Source organism: Marichromatium sp. AB32 (assembly GCF_003718675.1).
In the GTDB taxonomy this organism is placed as follows: Bacteria; Pseudomonadota; Gammaproteobacteria; order Chromatiales; family Chromatiaceae; genus Marichromatium; species Marichromatium gracile.
In genome coordinates, this window is the sequence record NZ_RHFJ01000006.1 from 1 (window position 1) to 21,228 (window position 21,228).

Consider the following 21,228-nt stretch of genomic DNA (forward strand, 5'->3'; position numbering starts at 1 on the left):
ATCTGGCATAGGCCAGCGCCAGGGTCGAGCCCCAGGAGCCGCCGAACACCAGCCAGCGCTCGATGCCGAGGTGCTCGCGGATCCGCTCGATGTCCTCGACCAGATCCCAGGTGGTGTTGGCGCCGAGTTCGGCGTGCGGGCGCGAACGTCCGCAACCCCGCTGGTCGAACAGCACCGCGCGATAGCGCCCGGGGTCGAAGAAACCGCGGTGTGCCGGCTCGCAACCGGCACCGGGACCGCCGTGGAGGAAAACGGCGGGCACACCGTCGCGCCGCCCGCACTCCTCGACATAGAGCTGGTGCCCGTCGCCCACGTCCAACCGGTGGACAGCGAAGGGGTCGGTGATGGGGTGGAGGAATTGCGCTGTGCTCTGCATGGGTCGCTCGGGGTTGCGGTGGACTCGGCACGAGGCCAGGACTCCCCGATGGTACGCAACCACCGTCGATCACGCACCCGCCGCGCCGACGGACGCCATGCTAGCCTTGGGGCGCGGCAGACCGCCGTACACCAAGGACGTCCGTGATGAAGCTCCTCCCCCTGCTACTTGCCGTCGCCCTGCTGCTCGGGCTCGGCTATGTCGCCGCCGGCCCTTACCTGACCGTGGCGCAGATCCGCACCGGTCTCGTCGAGCGCGACCCGGTCATGCTCGAACAGCACGTCGACTTCCCACGGCTGCGCGCCGGGCTCAAGGACCAGCTCAACGTCCGTCTGCTCGAAGAGGCCCAGGACGACGGCGAGACGTCCAACCCGCTCGCGCTGGCGCTGGTGGGCCTGGCCACGCAACTGATCGACAAGGTGGTGGACACCTTCGTCACCCCGGCGGGGCTGGCCAGGATCATGGCCGGCGAGACCCCGGAGCCGGGCGCGGAGCTGCCGTCGGTCCCGGCTGGAGAGGCGGACGCGCCCGACGACGACGGCGGCGAGCGCCGACCCTTCGCCGACGCGCGCTATGTCTACGACGACCTCGACACCTTTTCGGTCTGGGTGCCGACCGAGGACGGGCGTGAACTCCGCTGTGTGCTCGAGCGCGACGGACTGCGCTGGCGGCTGGTCAACATCGTGTTGCCACGGGACTGAGCCCGCGCCAGCCGCCCCGCGCCCGAACCGATCAGAGACCGCGGCTGGCGCGCTTGCGGTCCTGCTCGGTGAGGTGACGCTTGCGCACGCGGATGGCGTTGGGGGTGATCTCGACCAGCTCATCGTCCTCGATGAACTCCAGCGCCTGCTCCAGGGTGAACTTCACCGGCGGGGTCAGCAGGATGTTCTCGTCCGAACCGGCGGCGCGGATGTTGGTCAGCTGCTTGGCCTTGAGCGGGTTGACGGTGAGGTCGTTGTCGCGCGAGTGGATACCGACCACCTGGCCCTCGTAGATCTCGTCGCCCGGCGAGACCAGCATCCGACCCCGCTCCTGGAGGTTGAACAGCGCGTAGCCGAGCGCCTTGCCGGTGGCGTTGGAGATCAGGGCGCCGTTGCGCCGCTCGGCGATGCCGCCGGTGGTGGCCGGACGGTAGCGCTCGAAGACGTGATACTTGAGGCCGGTGCCCGAGGTCAGCGACATGAACTCGGTCTGGAAACCGATCAGGCCGCGCGAGGGGATCTCGTAGTCGAGCCGCACCCGCCCCTTGCCGTCCGGCACCATGTCCTTGAGTTCGGCACGACGCTCGCCGAGCGCCTGCATGATCGCACCCTGGCACTCCTCGTCGACGTCGACGGTGAGCTGCTCGTAGGGCTCACAGATCTCGCCGTCGATCTCGCGGAAGATGACCTCGGGGCGCGAGACGGCCAGCTCGTAGCCCTCGCGACGCATGTTCTCGAGCAGGATCGAGAGGTGCAGCTCGCCACGCCCGGAGACGCGGAACTTCTCCGGATCGTTGCCTTCCTCGACACGCAGCGCGACATTGTGGATCAGCTCGCGCTGGAGCCGGTCCTTGAGCTGGCGCGAGGTCAGGTACTTGCCCTCGCGCCCGGCGAAGGGCGAGGTGTTGACCTGGAAGGTCATGGTCACGGTCGGCTCGTCGACGGTCAGCGGCGTCATCGGCTCGACATGATCGGGGTCGCAGAGGGTATCGGAGACGTTCGGCGCCTCGATCCCGGTGAGCGCGACGATGTCGCCGGCGCTGGCCGAGTCGACCTCGTGACGGTCGAGCCCGAGATAGCCGTAGACCAGACCGATCTTGACCTTCTGCCGGGTGCCGTCGCGCTTGACCACGGTCACCTGCTGATTGGGGCGCACGCTGCCCTGGCGAATGCGCCCGACCGCAATGGCGCCGACGAAGGCGTTGTAGTCGAGGGTCGAGACCTGCATCTGGAAGGGCGCCTCGGGCTTGACCTCGGGGGCCGGGCAGTGCTCGACGATGGCCTGGAACAGCGGGCTCATGTCGCCGTCGCGCACATCGTCCTCGAGTCCGGCATAGCCATTGAGCGCCGAGGCATAGACGATGGGGAAATCGAGCTGCTCATCGGTTGCGCCGAGACGGTCGAAGAGATCGAAGACCTGGTCGATGACCCAGTCCGGACGCGCGCCCGGACGATCGATCTTGTTGACCACCACGATCGGACGCAGACCGTGGGCGAAGGCCTTGCTGGTGACGAAGCGGGTCTGCGGCATCGGTCCCTCGCGGGCATCGACGAGCAGCAGCACCGAGTCGACCATCGACAGCACACGCTCGACCTCGCCGCCGAAGTCGGCGTGCCCGGGGGTGTCGACGATGTTGATGCGATAGTCGTTCCAGCGGATCGCGGTGTTCTTGGAGAGGATGGTGATGCCGCGCTCCTTCTCCAGCGCGTTGGAGTCCATCACCCGCTCCACCGGCCCGAAGCGCTCGCCGAGCGTGCCCGACTGCTGCAGCAGCTGATCGACCAGGGTGGTCTTGCCGTGGTCGACGTGGGCGATGATGGCGATATTGCGGAGTTTCTCGATTTGGTTGCTTGACAATGCCTTATCACTCGTTGACGAGGCGTCGCGCGCCTCTTTGGGTGTTCACTGGGCCCGGGGATTATGGGGCGGACTCCACACGGCCCGCGCCAGGGGCATCACGGCGAGGGATGCGCCCGAACGGGTCCGATCTCGTCGAATATGGACGCGCGGGATGGTCTTCTTGACCCGTGGTCGCGACCAAGGAGTTGGTCGACAGGCACCCGGACGCGCGCAACCGGCAAAGCTGTCGGTCAGCGGCTCGACGATGGAACGGGTGATCACCAGGCGTGCCAGGGTTGGGAATCCATAAGTATACACCGTACGGGCCAGGGCCCAGCAGGGGCGACGAAAAAAAACCTGTCGGCCCCGTCATCATCGTCGCCACCCTGTGCTTCCACCAGCGCGCGGACCGGATGTCCGACCAAGCCCATCTCGAGCGAATGGCGGGGCACGCCAGCCGCGTCGGCAGCCTCGAGACCTACCGGGCGCGGGCCGACGGCAACGCCGATCTGTTCGAGGGCGTGAACATGACGCCCGCGAGCGGCGCCCGCCCGGAGATCTATCGCGGCCTCGGCAACACCCCTGACCTGCGTGACTGACCGCCCGGCGGCGCCGGGAAACACCACCGCGCACTGTACCGATTGTCACAAAGCCCGCCGACACGGCCTGTTGCGATCCCCACAAGGGTCACGGGTCCAACCATTCGACAGACCAAAAAACAGACGGTTAGCGGGACCCTCCCAGTCAGGCACGCTGCTTGCTCATGCACGACAGAACCATTGAATCCGCGGGGCCCGACGCCCCGTCAGTCGTGGAGGCCAGACGATGGAGTCGAAGCAAGCGGGTCACGATCGAAAGACCCCCACCTCGGGTTGCGCTGCGGGGGGCTGCGGTGGCGGGAGCGCGCTCGACCGGCTCCCCGCCGCGACCCGCGAGCGGGTGCGCAACCATCCCTGTTTCTCGGAGGACGCCCATCAGCACTACGCGCGGATGCACGTGGCGGTGGCGCCGGCCTGCAACATCCAGTGCCACTACTGCAACCGCAAGTACGACTGTGCCAACGAGTCACGTCCCGGCGTGGTCTCCGAGCTGCTCGAACCGCAGCAGGCGGCGGACAAGGTGGCGGCGGTGGCCGCCCACATCCCCCAGCTCTCGGTGGTCGGCATCGCCGGTCCGGGCGATCCGCTGGCCAACCCCGAGCGCACCTTCGCAACCTTCCGGCTGATCGCCGAGCGCACCCCGGACCTCAGGCTGTGCGTCTCGACCAACGGCCTGGCGCTGCCCGAGGCGGTCGACACCCTGTGTCGCTACAACATCGAGCACGTCACCATCACCATCAACTGTCTCGACCCCGACATCGGCGCCGAGATCTACCCCTGGGTGTTCTGGAACAACCGCCGCGTGCGCGGTCGCAAGGGCGCCGAGATCCTCATCGAGCAGCAGCAGCTCGGGCTCGAGCGGCTGGTCGAGCGCGGCATGCTGGTCAAGGTCAACTCGGTACTGATCCCCGGGGTCAACGACCAGCACCTCACCGAGGTCAGCCGCGCGGTCAAGGCCAAGGGGGCCTTCCTCCACAACCTGATGCCGCTGATCGCCGAGCCCGAGCACGGCACCTTCTACGGCCTGATGGGCCAGCGCGCGCCGCGCGCCAGCGAACTGCGCGCGCTGCAGACCGAGTGCGCCGGCGACATGGCGATCATGCGTCACTGCAAGCAGTGTCGCGCCGACGCCGTCGGCATGCTCGGTGAGGACCGCAGCGCCGAGTTCACGCTCGAGCGCATCGCCACCCTGGAGATCGACGACGCCGCCGCGCTGGCGCGACGCACCGCCGCACGCGAGGCGATCGAGCAGCGGCGCCGGGGCGTCGCCCCGGCGCTGGTGCCGCTGTCCACGCTGAGCGCCTCCCGCCCCCGCCCCGCCACCCACGCGGCACGCATCGCGGTAGCCAGCAGCGACGGTCGACTGGTCGATCAGCACTTCGGTCATGCCGAGCGCTTCCTCGTCTACGAGGTCGACGAGCAGGGCGAACGGCTGCTCGACGAACGCCCACTCGCGCGCTACTGCAACGGCGCCGAGCACTGCGACGAGGACGACGACGCCCTGGCCCCGGCACTGGCCGCGCTCGCCGACTGCGCCATGGTGCTGTGCTCGCGCATCGGGCTCGCCCCCTGGGAGCGGCTCGAGACGGCAGGCATCCGTCCCAACGGCGAGCTGGCGATGCTGCCGATCGAGCAGGCGCTGCGCGCGGCCCACCGCGAACTCGCCGAGCGGGGCGCCCTGAGCATCGACGAACCCCAGCGCGCCACCCTCAGCGCCTAGCCACGGAGGTCCCCGAGATGGCCCTGAAGATCACCAGCGGATGCGTCAACTGCTGGGCCTGCGAGCCGCTCTGTCCGAGCGCGGCGATCGAGCCCGCCAGCCCACACTTTCGCATCGACCCAGCCGCCTGCAGCGAGTGCGCGGGCGAGTACGCCGACCCGCAGTGCGCGAGCATCTGCCCGATCGAGGGCGCGATCGTCGACGCCAGCGGCGCAGCGCTCAACCCACCGGGTTCGCTCACCGGCATCCCGCCGCGCCTGCTCGAGCAGACACGCGCGCGCATCCAGGCCCGCTGACCCGATCACCGGGTCCGGCAACAGGGACGCCCGCGGACCCGGCACCATCACCAGGAGACCGATGGAGGCGAGACCATGGCCACGCCCTGCCCCGAACGCACCCGCGAGATCCAGCGGATCTTCGTCCGGTTGATGACCCGGGCGATCGGCGCGGGCAACGACCACGCCTTCGCCTGCATGATCGCCAGCCGCGCCAGCGGTCTCGGCGCCCTGCCCCCCTGGCTCGGGCTCGCGCCCGAGGCGTTCAATGCGCTGATGGGCTATCACTTCCCCGGGGTCTCGCCCGAGGTGCTCTCCAGCCTCGAGGGGGTGGCACCCAACCCCGCGCGTGAGGACGAGCGCGCGGAGCTGGTCGCATTGCTCGGCGGCCAGCGCGCCGGGCACACCCACTCGGAGCTGTGGATGGCCGAGGTGGTTGCCGCCGGCTGCCTGGCGACCGATCATCTGTGGCAGGACCTCGGACTGTGGAACCGCCGCGCGCTGACCGCGCTGATGCGTCGCAACTTCCCGCGCCTGGCCATGGCCAACACCGGCGACATGAAGTGGAAACGCTTTCTCTACAAGCAACTGTGCGAACGCGAGGGCGTCTATCTGTGCCGGGCACCATCATGCGAGGAGTGCGCCGACTACCATGTTTGTTTTGGACCTGAGGACTGAGCTCGCCGCCGGCGAGACCACCGCCAATACCATCCACGCCCGCGCCAGCGGCGCCTATCTGGGACTGGCCATCGGCGACGCCCTCGGCGCCACCGTGGAGTTCATGACCCCGACCGAGATCCGCACCCGTCACGGCGTCCACCGCGACCTGGTCGGCGGCGGCTGGCTCAGGCTGCGTCGCGGTCAGGTCACCGACGACACCGCGATGTCGCTGGCACTCGGCCAGGCACTGCTCGACCATGGCCGCGTCGAGGCCGCGCCCATCGCCGAGGCCTTCAGCGCATGGATGCGCACCAAGCCGGTCGACATCGGCCATACCGTGCGCCGGGGCATCTCGCGCTATCGCCGTACCGGCGCCACCGAGGTCCCGGAGAACACCTACGACGCCGGCAACGGCGCCTGCATGCGCACCCTGCCGATCGCGCTCTTCACCCTCGGCGCCGAGGCCGAGGCCGTCGCCGCGGCATGCCGCACCCAGGCCCATGTCACCCATCACAACCCGCTCTCGGACGCCGCCACCCTGACCGTGGTGCGCATGGTGCAGAGCGCCATCCTCGGCGCTACCCGCGAGCACCTGCGCGAGCTGGCCGAGGCACTGATCGCCGAGGAGCCGTGCTTCGCCTTCGATCGCGGCCGGGTCGAGAACCCGAGCGGCTATATCGTCGAGACGATGCGCGCGGTGCTGCAGGCGTTGTTCGCCACCGACGGCCTCGAGGCGGCGCTGATCGACGTGGTCAACCGTGGCGGCGATGCCGACACCACCGGCGCCATCCTCGGCATGATCGTCGGCGCGCTGCACGGTCCCGAGGCCATCCCGCGACGCTGGCTCGACGGACTCGAACACACCAGCGCCACGGCCTGCCGTGAACAGGCTCAGGCGCTGGTGCGTGCCTCGGCGCTGTGCCGAGGCCGCGCTCAGCCGCGATAGAAGTCGAACAGCAGCACGAACACCGCGCTCGCCACCACCAGCCCGGTGAGCATCACCGGGATGCCCACGCGCAGCCAACCGAGCGGGGTGATGCGCGCCTCGGGGATACCGCTGCGCTCGGACTCGGCCACGCAGATGACGTTGGCGGTGGCGCCGATGTGCGAGCCGTTGCCACCGAGCCCGACGCCGATCGCCAGCGCCCACCACAGCGGGGTGATGTTCACCCCCTGCTGCTCGAGCCCGAGCACGATCGGGATCATGGTGACGGTGAAGGGGATGTTGTCGACCACCGCGCTGAGCAGCGCCGCCACCCACATCAGCGCCAGACAGGTGAGCAGCAGCGTCTGCGGGTCCTGCGCCAGCCGCGCCAGCCGGAAGCCGACCCAGTCGAGCAGCCCCGAGGCCTCGACCCCGCCGACGATCACGAACAACCCGGCGAAGAACACCAGCACCGACCACTCGAGCTTGCCGAACAGCGATTCCGGGTCGGGGCGCAGCAGCACCAGTGCCAGCGCCACCGCGATGAAGGCGACATAGGCCGGGAACAGGTGCAGCCGGTGATGGACGAAGAACAGCGCGATCGCCACCCCCAACGCGATCAGCCCGCGCCGCAGCCGCAGCGGATGCTTGATCGCGCGCCGCTCGTCGAGATCGATCTGCGCCCCCGGGCCGCTCGGCGCCAGCTCGCGCCGAAACAGCAACAGGATCAGCACCACCGTGACCGCCCAGGAGACGACGACCAGCGGCGCCATGTGCACCAGGAAGCGGGTGAACTCGATGCCGCCGGCGCTGCCGATCATGATATTGGGCGGGTCGCCGACCAGGGTCGCCGCACCGCCGATGTTCGAGAGCATCGCCTCGGCCATCAGGAAGGGCAGCGGATTGAGCGAGAGGATGCGGGTGATCAGCACCGTCAACGGCGCGAAGATCAACACCGTGGTGACATTGTCGAGGAACATGCTGATCAGGCTCACCGCCAGCGCCAGATAGACCAGCAGCAGCCGGGGGTTGCCGCGCGACCACTTGGCGATGCGGATGGCCAGATAGTCGAAACCGCCGGTGGGCCGCAGCAGCACCACCAGCATCATCATCCCGGCGAGCAGGAACAGGGTGTTGGCGTCGATCGCCATCACCGCCTCGGCCTGGCCGTAGAAGCCGCCGATCATCCCCACCCCGATCATCACCACCGCGCCGATGAGCGCCGCGCTGGTACGGTGGATCACCTCGCCGAAGATCAACACATAGGCGGCGATCATGGTCAGCCCCGCGGCCGCCATCTGGCCGCTGAACTGGGGTGCCATCGCAAGCTCGTTCACGCGCCCTCCTCGTCTCTGGCCAGCATGCAGCCGACGACCGCCATCCGGGTCACCACGCCGCGGTACTCGCCGGCGTCGACCAGGAACAGATAGGAGCTGTTGTAGCGCTCCATGATCGCCAGCCCCTTGATCAGCGGCGAGCCGGCGCTGATCGTCGCCCGGCTCTCGAGCACGTAGCCGCTCGCCTCCTCGGCGAGGATGGCGCGACGCCGCGCCTCGGGCAGGTCGACGTTATCGATGTTGTCGCCCAGATAGTCCGCAGCGCCGACCAGGAAGTCGGGAATGCAGGTGTGTTTGACGATATGACGCAGCGACACCCGGCCACAGATCCGCCCCTCGGCATCGGCATAGGGCAGCCCGCCGACGTTGCAGCGCACGCACTCGCGAAATACCTCGCGCAGGGTCATGCCGGACCTGACCACCAGGGTCGGGACGGCAAGTTCGATCAGCTTCATGGAGATTCAGCCTTCCGCTTCGAGTGACCCCGGATCGCGCGTCGATCCGGGGCTGGACGCGCCCCGCAGGCCCAGGAGCAGGGTCCGTGTCGCGGGGCGCCGCGGCACGAACCGCGCGGCGGAGGCAGGGACGGGGTTGGGCTCACGCCCGTGTCAGCGCCGTGGCGACACCGCCCGTCACCGCAGGTCGTGAGCGGACCCGCCCGTGGCGCCGGGAGCGGCGCCGGGACAGGAGAGGTCGGGGTCGGCTCGGATCGCGCGATCGCGCATGCGGGTCGAGATGTCGCGCGATCAGTCTAGCACCCGAGCGCGCCCGCCGTCGCACAGGCCTCGTCATCGAAATAGGCCAACCCCTCGAGCAGCTCATCCACCCCGGCCTCGACGATGGTGATGCCCTGACGCGCGCAGAAGCGGCGCGCCCTGGGGGTGGGATCGGGGATCAGCGCCCAGCCCGCGGGCGAGGCGGCGGCGTGGATCAGCTCGGTGACCAGCATCCGCTCGGTGTCGCGATCGAGGTTGAGTCCCAGCAGCAGATAGCGCAGCCCGCGCCGACGGGCCTTGACGAACGCGGGGATGGCAAAGCCGCCCATCAGCTCGGTGAGATAGTCGACGAAATCGGCGTCCGAGGCGATATAGGTCGATCCCGGCTCGGGGCTGCCGAGCGGCTTGAACAATACCGGCAACGCCGGATCGACCGCATCCTGATCGACCTCGCGATACCCCGAGCCGTCGTGGACATGGATGCGGAAGCGGTAGTCCGTCCCCCCCACCCGGGCGATGCCGCGCACCAGCACGTGCGGGCGCTCGGCATAGAGGTGCTGGAGCTGGAGATCGCGATTGAGATCGATGACATAGCCGGGAGCGGTCCCGGCCAGCCAGGCGTGCAGCGGTGCCTGCGTCCATGGCCGCCCCGCGTAGGTGGCATCGAGGAAGCGCTGCACCGCGCCGCGCCCGCGCTTGAGCTCGACGTTCATCGCCGCGCGCGAGAACTCCCACATCAGCCGCCGCGACATCGGCCGCCCGCCGTTGAGCGCGAGGATCAGCGAATCGCTGTCGGCCGGGATCGGCTCGCCGCGTTCGCGATCGACCACCCCGGCGAGCGCGCCGGGTCCCAGACAGGGCACCAGCTCGCCCCGCGCAAGGGCATCAACGAGAGATTCCAACAGGCTCGACATCCGGACCTCCGTGGCTGCGACGCTGTATTCAGGTGCAAACCATTGCAAACTCCGGACCATGGCAGGCCAGACACCCGCGATCGGCGCCGGAGCGCTGGCGGCGGGCGTGATCGCCACCCCGCCACGCCCGCCCGGCGACGTCCGTGATCCGACGAACCCCGACACAGCGTCGCAAACCCCACAGCCCTCGCTGGCTGGCACGCGCCGGTTTCGGCTAGCATGCCTCGATCGCCCGACAGCCCTGGACAGCCCGACCGATGACGCCCTCCCCATCCGCCCTCGCCGACCTGCTCGCCGAGCGTCTTGCCGCCACCGCCGACCTGCTCGAGCGCACCCGCGCCGATCGCGCACTGCTCGAGGGCTGCGTGCGCGCGGCGACGCGCACCGCCGAGGCGATCGCCGCCGGCGGCACCCTGTTCATCTGCGGCAACGGCGGCAGCGCCGGCGAGGCCACCCATCTCAGCGGCGAGCTGATCGGCCCCTTCGCCGACAAGACCCGCCCGGCGCTGCCGGCGATCGCGCTCGGCTTCGACCCCAGCGCCGCCACCGCGGTGGCCAACGACTTCTCCTTCGACGAGGTCTTCGCCCGCCAGCTCGCCGGACTCGCCCGGTCCGGCGACGTGCTCTGGGCGCTGACCACCAGCGGGCGCTCGCCGAATGTGCTGCGCGCCCTCGAGGTCGCCGCCGAGCGTGGGCTCTACGGCGTACTGCTCACCGGCGCGCTGCCCGCCGAGGCCGCCCCGCGCGGCGCCGATCAGGTGCTCGCGGTACCCTCGACCGAGACCCCGCGGGTGCAGGAGCTGCACCTGATGCTCGGTCACTTCCTCTGCGAGGCGGTCGAGGCGCTCGCCGCCAGCTCCAGGGCATAGAGCCAGGGCCAGCGCTTGCCGGTAACATAGAGCAGGTCCTGCTCGGGGGCATAGGCGATGCCGTTGAGCACGTCGGCCCCGGGGGGACGTTGCGCGCGCGGCCACAGCATGCTCAGGTCCAGGGTCGCGGTCACCGCCCCGCTGGCGGGGTCGATGCGCACCAACCGGTCGCTGCGCCAGACATTGGCCCAGACCCCCGTCGGGGTGTACTCCAGCTCGTTGAGCCAGCGCAGCGCACGCCCCCGCTCGCGCACCAGCACGCGGCGCCGGATCACGCGCCGCTCGGGATCCATGAAGCTCAGATAGGCGCTGCCGTCGCTGATGATCCAGTCGCGCCCGTCATGGGTGATGCCCCAGCCCTCGCCGGGGAGGGTGAAGCGATCGACCGGGGTGAGGGTCGCGCGGTCGTAGATCAGCCCGACCCGGGCACGCCAGGTGAGCTGCACGATCCGATCCTCCCAGGGGGTGATGCCCTCGCCGAAGAGGCGCTCGGGCAGGTCGTGACGCTGCAGCACCCGGCCAGAGGCGAGCGCCACCCGACGCAGCGACGAGCCGCCATACTCGCCGGTGCCCTCGAACAGCGCGCCGTCGGCGAAGGCCAGCCCCTGGGTAAAGGCCCCGGGGTCGTGGGCGAAGCGCGCCACCACCCGATAGTCGAGCGCGGCGACGGCGCCCCCGTCACCCGAGTCCGCGGCATCACAGCCCGTCACCACCAGGACGAGCAGCAGCAGCCACCCGATCCTCGCCCCTTGCATCATCGTCACCATGCTCGTCCGGCCATGTCCGGGAGCATGCCCCGCTCGGCGGCCGTCCGGCTAGTCGCCGTCACCGAGACGCTGGTAGTCGCTGCGCGAGCCGGTCAGGTCCCAGGCGAAGGTACAGTCGAGATGCGAGAGCACCGCGATCAAGCCGGGTTCGCCGTCCTCGAGCATCACCTGCAGCGGCGCGCGGCGTGCGAACTGACGACTGGCGCGGCGCACCCAATGGCGACGCATCTCCGGGCTGCGCGGGAAGCTGGTGCGCAGCGCCGCCTCGATGCGCAGCAGATAGTCGGCGCGACGGGCGGTCTCGGGATGATCGGACAGCGCTACACGCCCCAGCTGGCGAGGTCGGACCCCGGCGGGCAGTTGCAGCAGGGCGGAGATCTCGGCCGCCCCCAGCTGCCAGGAGCCGAGCAGAGCGATGAGATCGCGGGTCTGGTCGAGGCGGGGGTCGGGCATCGGCATCTCCATCGGAGCGGCGGTGGATGGGCGAGACGTTGACGAGACGTGTCTCAGCGGGGAACCGTCCAGCGGACATCATGGATCCGAAAGATGGCGGTCGCGCACGACCAAGACAAGGATGCCCCTCGACCTCGATGGATCGATGTTCAGTTAGCCGTCACTCTTCTTACGTCTTCTCGTCACTCGCTCGCAACCTCGCGTCCGGATTGGGCATTTCCGCATTCGTCGAACTTGTGGATAACTTTGTGCACAAAACTGGCGCAACCGCCGCCGATTCTCACTCAATCACTCTCTACCCCTTGCTCCAAGGGCCCCGGGGAAATAAAAATAATCCAATCAAATCAAAAATATAAAATCAAAAAAAACACTTCCTCGCACCATCACCCTGAGTGTCCTGGGCTATCGCAAGCGGGGGTTGACAGATGTGAACAACCCACGAAAACGCCCAATCACCCCATCTCCACGCCGCCTCGCGACACCCACCGGAGAACCCGGTCGAGATGACGACGGACGAACGAGACGATCGGCGAACATCGATCTGCCACGGCCCCGATGCCGAATCGTCAGCACGCAGACAACCGGCCCGGACTTGGAACTCGCGGTCACGATCCGTATATCGTTAAATCGGTATCCCCACTGCCCTCGCCCGAGTCCGCCCGCCGGCGCCCGACACGGCGCCCGGCGATCCATCCACGCCATTCGGACAGGACGCGCACCAGCATGACAGCGAACGCCCCTCTCGAGCCCTTGCGCGCCCACGTCAGCGCGCGCATCGTCGGCCAGCACGCCTTCGTCGACAGCATGCTGATCTGTCTGCTCAGCGACGGCCACCTGCTGGTCGAAGGCATGCCCGGGTTGGCCAAGACCTCGGCGGTCAAGGCACTCGCCGAGGGGCTCGAGGGCGACTTCCACCGCATCCAGTTCACCCCCGACCTGCTGCCCTCGGACCTGATCGGCACCGACATCTATCGCCACGAGCGCGGCGAGTTCGAGTTCCGTCAGGGACCGCTGTTCCACAACGTGCTGCTCGCCGACGAGATCAACCGCGCCCCGGCCAAGGTGCAGTCGGCGCTGCTCGAGGCGATGGCCGAGCGCCAGATCACCGTCGGCCAGCGCACCTATCCGCTGCCCGGGCTGTTCATGGTGCTGGCGACCCAGAACCCGGTCGAGCAGGAGGGCACCTATCACCTCCCCGAGGCCCAGCTCGACCGTTTTCTGATGCAGGCGGTGGTCGACTACCCCAGCCGCGACGAGGAGCTTGCCATCCTCGCCCTCGACCAGCGCCGCCACACCGAACCCAGCCCACCGCCAGACCAGCTGCTCAGTCAGGCCGAGCTGCAGCACGCCCGCGCCGAGGTCGCCGCGCTGCACCTCGACCCCAGGCTCGAGGGCTATGTCGTCGATCTGGTACAGGCCAGCCGCGACCCCGGTCGCTATCACCCCGACCTGGCGCGCTGGTGCCGCTTCGGCGCCTCGCCACGGGCGAGCATCGCCCTGGCCCGCTGTGCCCGCGCCCGCGCCTGGCTCGACGGCGAGCGCTTCGTCGCCCCGCACCACATCCAGGCGGTGGCCCCGGAGATCCTCCGTCACCGCCTCTTGCTCAGCTTCGAGGCCGAGGCCGAGGGGGTGACCACCGACACCCTGATCGAGCGCCTGCTGGCCCTGGTCGCCATCCCCTGAGCGCCGCCATGCAGCAGCCCGGCGTCCGCCTCGACGACCTGCTCGAACTGCGTCACCAGGCCCGCGCCCTGGGCCTGCCCGCGCACCACCTGGTCAACTCGCCCTTCGCCGGACTCTACGCCTCGGTGTTCCGGGGCGCCGGCATCCACTTCGAGGAGGTGCGCGAGTACCGTGCCGGCGACGACATCCGTTACATGGACTGGAAGGTCACCGCGCGCACCGACACCCCGCATCTCAAGCTGTTTCGCGAGGAGCGCGAGCGCGCCGTGCTGCTCTGCGTCGAGCGTGGCGCGCACCTCGAGTTCGGCACCCGCAACACCTTCAAGTCGGTGCAGGCGGCGCGCGCCGCAGCGCTGATCGGCTGGGCCGCGAGCCGACTCCACGACCGCGTCGGCGGACTGGTGTTCGGCACCCCGGCGCCGCAAATGCTGCGCCCGGCACGGGGTCGACGCGCGCTCTGGCAGCTGCTGCGCACGCTCGCCGCGCCGCTCGACCCCGGGTCGCCGACCACGCCGGTGATCGAGACCCTGCGCCGCGCCGCCGCCGGACTGCCGCCGGGCTCGCTGCTGTTCCTGATCGCCGATCTCGACCGCGACCGACCGGGGTTCGAGACCCTGCTCGGCGAGCTGCGTCAGCGCCACACCCTGGTGCTGCTCGCGCTCGACGACCCGGCCGATCGCGAGATCCCGGCGATGGGCCGGGTCGGCTTCGTCGGCCCCGACGGGAGCCGCCACCTGCTCGACACCGATGACCCCGCCGCCCGCAACGCCTATCGCGCGGCCTGGGAGGCGCGACGCGCACGACTGCGCGCCAACGCCCACCGACTCGGACTGATCCTGATCCCGACCGCCACCGACAGCGAGATCCATCTGGCGCTGATCCACGGGCTGGCGCGTCACGCCCGGTCGAGGGCACACCGATGATCGAGCACGGCGGACTGCGCGACATCCACGACATCGACGCCGTCCCCTGGTGGCCGCCGGCCCCCGGCTGGTGGCTGCTCGCGCTCGCCCTCGGGCTCGGCGGTTGGCTGCTGTGGCGCGGGCGCGCGCCGCTCGGTCGCGCGCTCGTCCGGCTCGCGCGCAGCCACAGCGGCTGGCGTGTCGACGCCCGCAGACGACTGCACGCGCTGGCGCGCCGCGAGCGCGACGGCGAGGACCCGGCACGCCTGCTCGCCGAGTTCTCCGAACTGCTGCGCCGCATCGCCATCGCCCGCTGCGGGCGCGACGGCGTCGCCGGGCGCTGCGGCGAGGCCTGGCTGGAATGGCTCGAACGCGCCGACCCGGCGGGCTTCCCCTGGCGCGAGCACGGCCAGGCGCTGATCGGCGCACGCTATGCCCCACCCGGACAGACCCCCATGCCATCACTCGCGCCACTGATCGCGGCGACCCAGTCCTGGACCCGGGCCGCGCCCTACCGGGAGGCCGGCGATGCTTGAGTTCCACTGGCCCTGGGCCGCGCTCGCACTGCCGCTGCCCTGGCTGCTGCCACGGCTGCTGCGGCGCCGGATCGGATCCAGCCCGACGCCACCGCGATCGACCACCCCGGGACTGCGCCACCCCCACCCCGAGCGCTTGCGCGCGGTCTTCGCCGCAGGCGGCGACGGCACCGGCGGCGAGGCGCGCCTCGACCGGCTGCTGTGGCTGCTGCTGTGGCTGGCACTGGTCGCCGCGCTCACCCGCCCGCAGTGGCTCACCCCGCACACCGAGATCAGCACCCCGGGCTACGACCTGATGCTCGCTGTCGACGCCTCGCACTCGATGGCCGCGCTCGACCTCGGCGACGGGCGCCAGCTCGATCGCATGCAGGTGGTGCGCACGGTGATGGATCGTTTCGTCGCCGGGCGCAGCGGCGACCGCGTGGGGTTGATCCTGTTCGGCGCCCAGGCCTTCGTGCTCGCGCCGCTGACCCTCGACCGCACCGCGGTACGCCAGCAGCTCGCCGACCTGGTCCCCGGGATCGCGGGCGCGGCCACCGCGCTGGGCGACGCCATCGCACTCGGCACGCTCAAGCTGCGCGAGCGGCCCGCCGGCTCGCGGGTGCTGCTGCTGATTGCCGACGGCGACAACAACGCCGGCGGCTTCGACCCGCGCGAGGCGGCGCGACTGGCCGCGCACTACGGCATCCGCATCCATGTCATCGGCGTCGGCAGCCAGCAGCAGCGCATCCCGATCCGCGAGGAGGGACAGATCCGCTATCGCGACGACCTCACCATGGACGAGGAGACGCTGCGCGCGATCGCCGCCCTCACCGGCGGCGATTATTTCCGCGCCACCGACGGCGACGCCCTGGCGCGCATCTCGGCGCAGATCGACGGGCTCGAGAAGACCGCGAGCGAGGCGCGCACCCTCTACCTGCCCCAGCCGCTCTACCGCTGGCCGCTGCTGCTCGCGCTGGCGGCCCTGCTCGCGCTGGGGATCCGGGATCGCGGGGTGGCGTCATGAGCGTCGGCGGACCGCACCTGGCCGAACCGCTGTGGCTGCTCGGGCTGCTGGCGATCCCGGCGCTGTGGTGGTGGCGCCGCCGCCGCGCGCCGCTGGCAGGCGCGCCGACGGCGTTGCGCGCCTATGCCGACGCCCATCTGCTGCCGCACCTGCTGGTCGCGCCGTCGAGGCCGGGACGACGGGGCCACCCACTGCGCCGCTGGACGCTGCTCTGGGCCCTGCTGGTGCTCACCCTCGCCGGGCCGCGCTGGGGCTATCAGGAGGTGCGGCTGTTCCACCCCGGCAATCACCTGCTGGTGCTGCTCGACGTGTCGCGCTCGATGCGCTGCACCGATCTCGCCCCCGACCGGCTCGGGCGCGCCCGCCAGGAACTCGAGGACCTGATCCGCGCCAATCGCCATCACCGTCTCGGTCTGATCGCCTTCGCCTCGGTCCCGCACGTGCTCGCCCCGATCACCGAGGACAGCGCCACCCTGCTCTCGCGCCTGCCCGTGCTCGCCACCGACCTGGCCAGCCCCCAGCTCCAGGGCAGCAACCTCGAGGGCGCGCTCGAACGTGCCGCACAGCTGCTCGACCCGCTGCCGGCCGATGGCGCGCGCGCCATCCTGCTGATCTCCGACGGCGACTTCGCCACCCCGCTGCCGCTCGAGCAGGTACGCGCGCTCGCCGCGCGCGGCATCCGCCTGCACGTCCTCGGCGTCGGCACCGAGCAGGGTGCGCTGGTGCCCGCGCCCCAGGGCGGCTGGGTGCGCGACCCCATGGACCCGACCCGTCAACCGGTGCGCTCGACGCTCGAACCCGAGCGGCTCGAGGCGCTCGCCGTGGCCGGCGACGGGCGCTACCGCGAAGCGGTCCACGGCGAGGCCGACACCCGCGCACTGCTCGACGCCAGTGCCGAGCGGGCGCGATCCGCCGCGGCCGGTGACGAACGGACGCGGATCTGGAACGAGCGCTTCTGGATCCCCCTGATCGTCCTCGCGCTGCTGGTACTGGCCGAGTTCCGCCATCCCTGGCGGCGTCCAGGGGGTGGGTCTTGAGCAGGCGCACGATACTCGCGCTGCTGCTCGGTCTCGGCACCGCAGCGGGCGCCGCCGACTGGTTCGAGAACCGTGCCCAGCGCGCCTATGGCGACTATCTCGCCGGCGACTACGCCGCCGCCGCCGAGGGCTTCAGCGATCCCTACCGACGCGGTGTCGCACTCTATCGCGCCGAGCGCTACCAGGAGGCCGAACGCGCCTTCACCGAGGCCGCCGAGACCGGCGAGCACGGCAGCGCGGCGCACTACAACCAGGGCAACGCCCGCTTCCAGCTCGGCGACTACGCCGGCGCCGCCACCGCCTACGGCGAGGCGCTGCGGCTCGATCCGGAGGACGCCGACGCCGCGCACAACCTCGCCCTCACCCGCGCCCTGCTCGCCCGGCTCGAACCCGAGGAGGAGGAAGAGGACGAGAACCAGGAACAGCAGGAACAGCAGGAACAGCAGGAACAGTCTGAAGCATCGGAGCAGTCGGAGCAGTCGGAGCAGTCGGAGCAGTCGGAGCAGTCGGAGCAGTCGGAGCAGTCGGAGCAGTCGGAGCAGTCGGAGCAGTCGGAGCAGTCGGAGCAGTCGGAGCAGTCGGAGCAGTCTGGTCAGGGTGATCGCTCGGAGGATGCGGGTCGAGCCGAATCGACGACGGCGGGCAACGGGGAGGACGACGGCGAGAGCGGGGCGGCCGACGGGAGCGGCGATGGTGCGGACGACGGCGACCGCGAGCACACCGGTCGCGCCGACGAGACCGAGACCGAGACCGAGACCGAGACCGACCAGGGTGACACGGACGACGCGACACCGGAGACGGGCCGCGAGGACGGTGACGGCGGCGACCAGGGTCCGACCACCCCGGGCACGGCCCCCGCGGACGCGCGAGACCGGGGCAGCGCGGGCGAGCAGGCGCCCGACCGAGGCGCGGGCGAGCAGGGCGAGACCGGCGAGCGCGCCGCACAACCGGGCGAGGGCCAGCGGCGCGGCCCGGACGGCGCGCAGCCGGGGCTCGACCTGCCGGGGAGCGGGCCGGACGAGACGGCCCCCGGCGAGGACGCCCCCCCAGCGGAGACCGGCGACCTGCCCGGGCCGCTCGACCCCGACGCCACCCTGGAGCAACGACTCGAGCGCCTCCAGGGCGACCCGGCGCTGCTGATCCGCAACCAGTTCCGGCTCGAGGAGCTGCGCCGGCTGCGCGAACAACCGCTGCGCTATCGGGAGACCCGCCCATGGTGAGGTCGATCGCCCCACTCACCGCCCTCGCCCTGCTCTGGTGCGCTCAGGCCGGCGCCCAGTTCCAGCCGCCCTGGCCGCCACCCTGGCAGGCCGGCCAACGCCCTGCCTGGCCCACCCAGCCACCGACCACCAGCCGTGCCCCCGACTACCGGCTCAGCTGGTCGATCGAGACCTCGAGTCCCTATGTCCATCAGCCGGTGCTGCTGCGGCTGCGCCTGAGCGGCGATGAACAACCGACCCGGATCGGGCTCGAGCCGCCACGCCCCGGGACCGTGCTGCTGCGCCGACTCCACACCGAGCCGCCCAGACGCGCGGGCGACGGCACCACCATCAACACCCTGGTGTTCGCCCTGCTGCCGCTGCGCCCGGGGCGGCTCGACGCCGGCCCCCTGCGGCTCAGCGGCAGCCATGCCGGCGGCACCTTCGAGGTCGGCAGCGAGCGCCCGCTCAGGCTGCGGGTCCGCCCGCCGGCGCCCGGTATCGAGCCCTGGCTACCGGCGCGCGCACTGACCCTCACCTCCAGCCTGACACCCGAGGGTCCGGTGGCCCCGGGCGAGCCGCTGAGACTGCGGCTCGAACTCTCGGCGACCGGCACCAGCGGCGAGCAGCTCCCCGTGCTCGCCGACCAGCTCGCCGGGGTCGACGGCATCCGCGTCTATCGCGAGCGCGCACAGGTCGACACCCGTCTCTCGCCCGATGGACGACAGCTCCTCGCCACCCGCATCGAGACCCATACCCTGGTGGCGCAGCACGCCGGTCGGCTGCTGCTCCCCGAGATCCGGGTGGCCTGGTGGGACATCGCGCGCGAGCGCGGCGAGCTGGCGCGCACCCCGCTACGCACCCTGCAGGTGACGAACGGCGCGCCGCCCTCCCGGCCCGCGATCCACTGGCACCCGGCATGGATGGCGGTGAGCGCGGTGCTGCTGGTGCTCGCCGGCTATTGGTGGGCGGTGCTCACCCGCCCCCCAGCTGGACGCTTGACGGGCGCGCTCGAGCGCGTGCGTCTGCGCATCCTCGGCCTCGGCGAGAGGCTATGGGCGGGATTGTGGGCCGGTCTGCCCGGCGGCTGGCGGTTGCGCCTGGGGCTGCTGCGCGCGCGCACCGCCACCACCCCGGAGACCTGGCTGGCACGGCTCGCCCCGGCGCTGCCCGATGGCGGACGGCGCGGTCGACCCGAGGTGGTCGCGGCGCTGCTCGCCACCGCGCCCGGCGCCGATCGCACCGCACTGACGCGGCTGGTGGCGCGACTGGAGGCAGCGCGCTACGGCGCCCAGCGGGTGGTGTTCAGTCGCTGGCAGCGCGCGCTGGCGCGCCGGCTCGCCAGCGGACGACGCGCACACCGCCCGGCCCGCCCGAGGCGGCGCGGCGGGCTGCCGCCGCTCAACCCGCCCGATTGAGGCGTCGACCCAGCCCCTGGCTCAGCCCGGCGAGCAGGATCCAGTACATCAGCCAGTCGTGACGCACCATGCGGTAGTTGGTCAACTCCCACAGCAGCAGATAGCACCAGAGCGCGATCAGCAGTGCGCGCAGCAGGCGATCACCGGCGCAACCGCGCCAGGAGGCGGTCAGCAACGCCAGGGTGAGCAGGGCGCAGCAGAACAGACCGGCGACGCCGAACTGCACCAGCACCTCGAGATAGGTATTGTGCAGATGGCGCAGTGCCACCCCGGCGCCATCGCGCACCCCAGGGTCGCCGCTGAGGTCCATCAACCACTGACTGAGCCCCGGTCCCCAGCCGAACCAGGGCTGATCGAGCCACAGCGAGAGCCCGATCAGCTGGGCGCTCCAGCGCTGGCCGAGCGAGGAGGCGGCGGTGCCCTCGCGCGCGCCGCTGATCCAGGCCAGGTCCTCGCGCATGCGCCACAGCAGGTCGTCGGCCTGGAAGGCGACCAGCACCAGCACCACTGCGGCGAGCACGGCGATCCACAGCGCGCGGCGCAGCACCCGACCATCGAGCCGGGCGCGCGCCGGGGCGGCGAGCACCAGACCGAGCAGCAGCGCCGGCAGCCAGGCGACCCAGCTGCCGCGCGACTGGCTCTGCAGGAAACCGAGGGCGAACAGGCCCAGCAACAGCCCCCAGGCCAGGATCAGCGACCAACGGGGAAACGCTCGGGCGGCACGCGCGAGCAGGCGCTCGCGCATCAGCATCAGCCCGAGCAGGGCCGAGCCGGTATAGAGTCCGGTGGCGATGGCGGTGAAGCCGTACTGGTCGCGCTCACCGAGGAAGGCGCCCGGATCGCTCGCCAGCAGCCCCCAGTCGAGCCGCCACAGCATCCCCAGGGCGAGACCGGCGAGGGCCAGCCCGAGCAGGCGCAGGGCACGTGGGCGCTCCCCGGCGAGGAAGTGGGCGAAGGGGATGAACAGCAGCAGCTTGCACCAGTCGAGCGCACTCTCCCACAGCAGCCCGTGTGGCACCGACGGGTCGAGCGCGGCGACGGCGGCGCGCGCCACCACCAGCAGACAGAGCGCCACCACCGCCAGGGACGCGGGCGACCAGTGCCAGGGGGCTCGGGGCGCGGGCGGCGCAAGCACGAAGGCCAACGCCAGCCCGGCCATCGCGATCGAGGCGAGCGCGGTGGAGAGGAAGGCACTGGCGGCGAGCAGATAGAGCATCGCCACCCCGGCGCGCTCGGCCAGCGCGCGCGTGGCGATCGGTGTCGGATTGGGCATCGCGTCGGTTCCGGCTAGGGAC

22 protein-coding genes are annotated in these 21,228 nt (G+C 70.9%); 14 read left to right on the top strand and 8 right to left on the bottom strand.

The window, feature by feature from the left end; all coding sequences use genetic code 11:
* The coding region (locus EBL85_RS03255) for an alpha/beta fold hydrolase (protein WP_123142158.1) at positions 1-376 on the bottom strand (376 nt) is incomplete at its 3' end.
* A gap of 146 nt (positions 377-522) precedes the next feature.
* On the opposite strand from EBL85_RS03255, the gene EBL85_RS03260 reads away from it, so the two are divergent.
* Positions 523-1,077 (top strand): DUF2939 domain-containing protein, encoded by a 555-nt coding sequence (locus EBL85_RS03260; RefSeq protein WP_123139149.1) that lies wholly within the window; start codon positions 523-525, stop codon positions 1,075-1,077.
* A gap of 31 nt (positions 1,078-1,108) precedes the next feature.
* On the opposite strand, the gene typA is transcribed toward EBL85_RS03260, so the two are convergent.
* Positions 1,109-2,935, bottom strand: coding sequence for a translational GTPase TypA (gene typA / locus EBL85_RS03265; RefSeq protein ID WP_190287858.1), 1,827 nt, complete (start codon positions 2,933-2,935; stop codon positions 1,109-1,111).
* Positions 2,936-3,330: 395 nt separating this feature from the next.
* Here typA and EBL85_RS17045 point away from each other — a divergent pair, with 395 nt between their 5' ends.
* The 5 genes from EBL85_RS17045 to draG all read left to right on the top strand — a co-directional run bounded on the left by EBL85_RS17045 (position 3,331) and on the right by draG (position 7,117).
* Positions 3,331-3,516, top strand: a complete 186-nt coding sequence (locus EBL85_RS17045) for a hypothetical protein (RefSeq protein WP_148040250.1) — start codon at positions 3,331-3,333, stop codon at positions 3,514-3,516.
* A 226-nt stretch (positions 3,517-3,742) separates the two neighbouring features.
* Positions 3,743-5,236, top strand: a complete 1,494-nt coding sequence (gene nifB, locus EBL85_RS03270; protein WP_123142159.1) for a nitrogenase cofactor biosynthesis protein NifB — start codon at positions 3,743-3,745, stop codon at positions 5,234-5,236.
* A 17-nt stretch (positions 5,237-5,253) separates the two neighbouring features.
* Positions 5,254-5,532 (top strand): ferredoxin, encoded by a 279-nt coding sequence (locus EBL85_RS03275; protein WP_123142160.1) that lies wholly within the window; start codon positions 5,254-5,256, stop codon positions 5,530-5,532.
* 75 nt (positions 5,533-5,607) lie between these two features.
* Positions 5,608-6,189 (top strand): nitrogen fixation protein NifQ, encoded by a 582-nt coding sequence (locus tag EBL85_RS03280; RefSeq protein WP_123142200.1) that lies wholly within the window; start codon positions 5,608-5,610, stop codon positions 6,187-6,189.
* Entirely contained in the window at positions 6,164-7,117 is a 954-nt protein-coding gene (gene draG, locus EBL85_RS03285; RefSeq protein WP_123139145.1) for an ADP-ribosyl-[dinitrogen reductase] hydrolase, read from the top strand. The genes EBL85_RS03280 and draG overlap by 26 nt, the downstream gene beginning before the upstream one ends.
* Here the strand turns inward: draG and EBL85_RS03290 are convergent.
* From EBL85_RS03290 to EBL85_RS03300, 3 genes are all read right to left on the bottom strand, one after another.
* On the bottom strand, positions 7,105-8,433 hold the full coding sequence (locus tag EBL85_RS03290) for an SLC13 family permease (protein WP_123139144.1): 1,329 nt from the start codon (positions 8,431-8,433) through the stop codon (positions 7,105-7,107). The two genes, draG and EBL85_RS03290, sit on opposite strands and share 13 nt — an antisense overlap.
* Positions 8,430-8,888: a CBS domain-containing protein gene (locus tag EBL85_RS03295; protein ID WP_123139143.1), complete on the bottom strand. Its 459-nt coding sequence runs from the start codon at positions 8,886-8,888 to the stop codon at positions 8,430-8,432. The genes EBL85_RS03290 and EBL85_RS03295 overlap by 4 nt, the downstream gene beginning before the upstream one ends.
* Before the next feature lie 296 nt (positions 8,889-9,184).
* Complete coding sequence (locus tag EBL85_RS03300) at positions 9,185-10,063, bottom strand: SIR2 family protein (RefSeq protein WP_123142161.1); 879 nt, start codon at positions 10,061-10,063, stop codon at positions 9,185-9,187.
* Positions 10,064-10,320: 257 nt separating this feature from the next.
* Between EBL85_RS03300 and EBL85_RS03305 the strand changes: the two genes are divergently transcribed.
* Positions 10,321-10,932, top strand: coding sequence for an SIS domain-containing protein (locus EBL85_RS03305; protein ID WP_123142162.1), 612 nt, complete (start codon positions 10,321-10,323; stop codon positions 10,930-10,932).
* Here the strand turns inward: EBL85_RS03305 and EBL85_RS03310 are convergent.
* Entirely contained in the window at positions 10,881-11,690 is an 810-nt protein-coding gene (locus EBL85_RS03310) for a glutaminyl-peptide cyclotransferase (RefSeq protein ID WP_223806048.1), read from the bottom strand. The two genes, EBL85_RS03305 and EBL85_RS03310, sit on opposite strands and share 52 nt — an antisense overlap.
* A gap of 57 nt (positions 11,691-11,747) precedes the next feature.
* Positions 11,748-12,152, bottom strand: a complete 405-nt coding sequence (locus EBL85_RS03315; protein ID WP_123142201.1) for an antitoxin Xre/MbcA/ParS toxin-binding domain-containing protein — start codon at positions 12,150-12,152, stop codon at positions 11,748-11,750.
* A 723-nt stretch (positions 12,153-12,875) separates the two neighbouring features.
* Between EBL85_RS03315 and EBL85_RS03320 the strand changes: the two genes are divergently transcribed.
* Genes EBL85_RS03320 through EBL85_RS03350 form a run of 7 tightly spaced genes read left to right on the top strand, consistent with a single transcriptional unit; the run spans position 12,876 to position 19,933 of the window.
* Positions 12,876-13,835 carry a MoxR family ATPase gene (locus EBL85_RS03320; protein WP_123142164.1) on the top strand — a complete coding sequence of 320 codons (960 nt, stop codon included), beginning with the start codon at positions 12,876-12,878 and terminating at the stop codon, positions 13,833-13,835.
* Positions 13,836-13,843: 8 nt separating this feature from the next.
* Positions 13,844-14,758 carry a DUF58 domain-containing protein gene (locus tag EBL85_RS03325; protein ID WP_123142165.1) on the top strand — a complete coding sequence of 305 codons (915 nt, stop codon included), beginning with the start codon at positions 13,844-13,846 and terminating at the stop codon, positions 14,756-14,758.
* Positions 14,755-15,273 (top strand): DUF4381 domain-containing protein, encoded by a 519-nt coding sequence (locus tag EBL85_RS03330; RefSeq protein WP_123139137.1) that lies wholly within the window; start codon positions 14,755-14,757, stop codon positions 15,271-15,273. The genes EBL85_RS03325 and EBL85_RS03330 overlap by 4 nt, the downstream gene beginning before the upstream one ends.
* Positions 15,266-16,279, top strand: coding sequence for a VWA domain-containing protein (locus EBL85_RS03335; protein WP_123142166.1), 1,014 nt, complete (start codon positions 15,266-15,268; stop codon positions 16,277-16,279). Before EBL85_RS03330 ends, EBL85_RS03335 begins: the two co-directional genes overlap by 8 nt.
* Positions 16,276-17,316, top strand: coding sequence for a VWA domain-containing protein (locus EBL85_RS03340; protein WP_123142167.1), 1,041 nt, complete (start codon positions 16,276-16,278; stop codon positions 17,314-17,316). Before EBL85_RS03335 ends, EBL85_RS03340 begins: the two co-directional genes overlap by 4 nt.
* Positions 17,313-18,536 (top strand): tetratricopeptide repeat protein, encoded by a 1,224-nt coding sequence (locus EBL85_RS03345; RefSeq protein WP_123142168.1) that lies wholly within the window; start codon positions 17,313-17,315, stop codon positions 18,534-18,536. Before EBL85_RS03340 ends, EBL85_RS03345 begins: the two co-directional genes overlap by 4 nt.
* The gene (locus tag EBL85_RS03350) at positions 18,530-19,933 is read left to right on the top strand and encodes a BatD family protein (protein ID WP_123142169.1); all 1,404 of its coding nucleotides are present in this window, start codon (positions 18,530-18,532) and stop codon (positions 19,931-19,933) included. The genes EBL85_RS03345 and EBL85_RS03350 overlap by 7 nt, the downstream gene beginning before the upstream one ends.
* Here EBL85_RS03350 and EBL85_RS03355 read toward each other — a convergent pair.
* Entirely contained in the window at positions 19,917-21,206 is a 1,290-nt protein-coding gene (locus tag EBL85_RS03355; RefSeq protein WP_190288030.1) for an O-antigen ligase family protein, read from the bottom strand. The genes EBL85_RS03350 and EBL85_RS03355 overlap by 17 nt on opposite strands.
* Between the last annotated feature and the right edge of the window lie 22 nt (positions 21,207-21,228).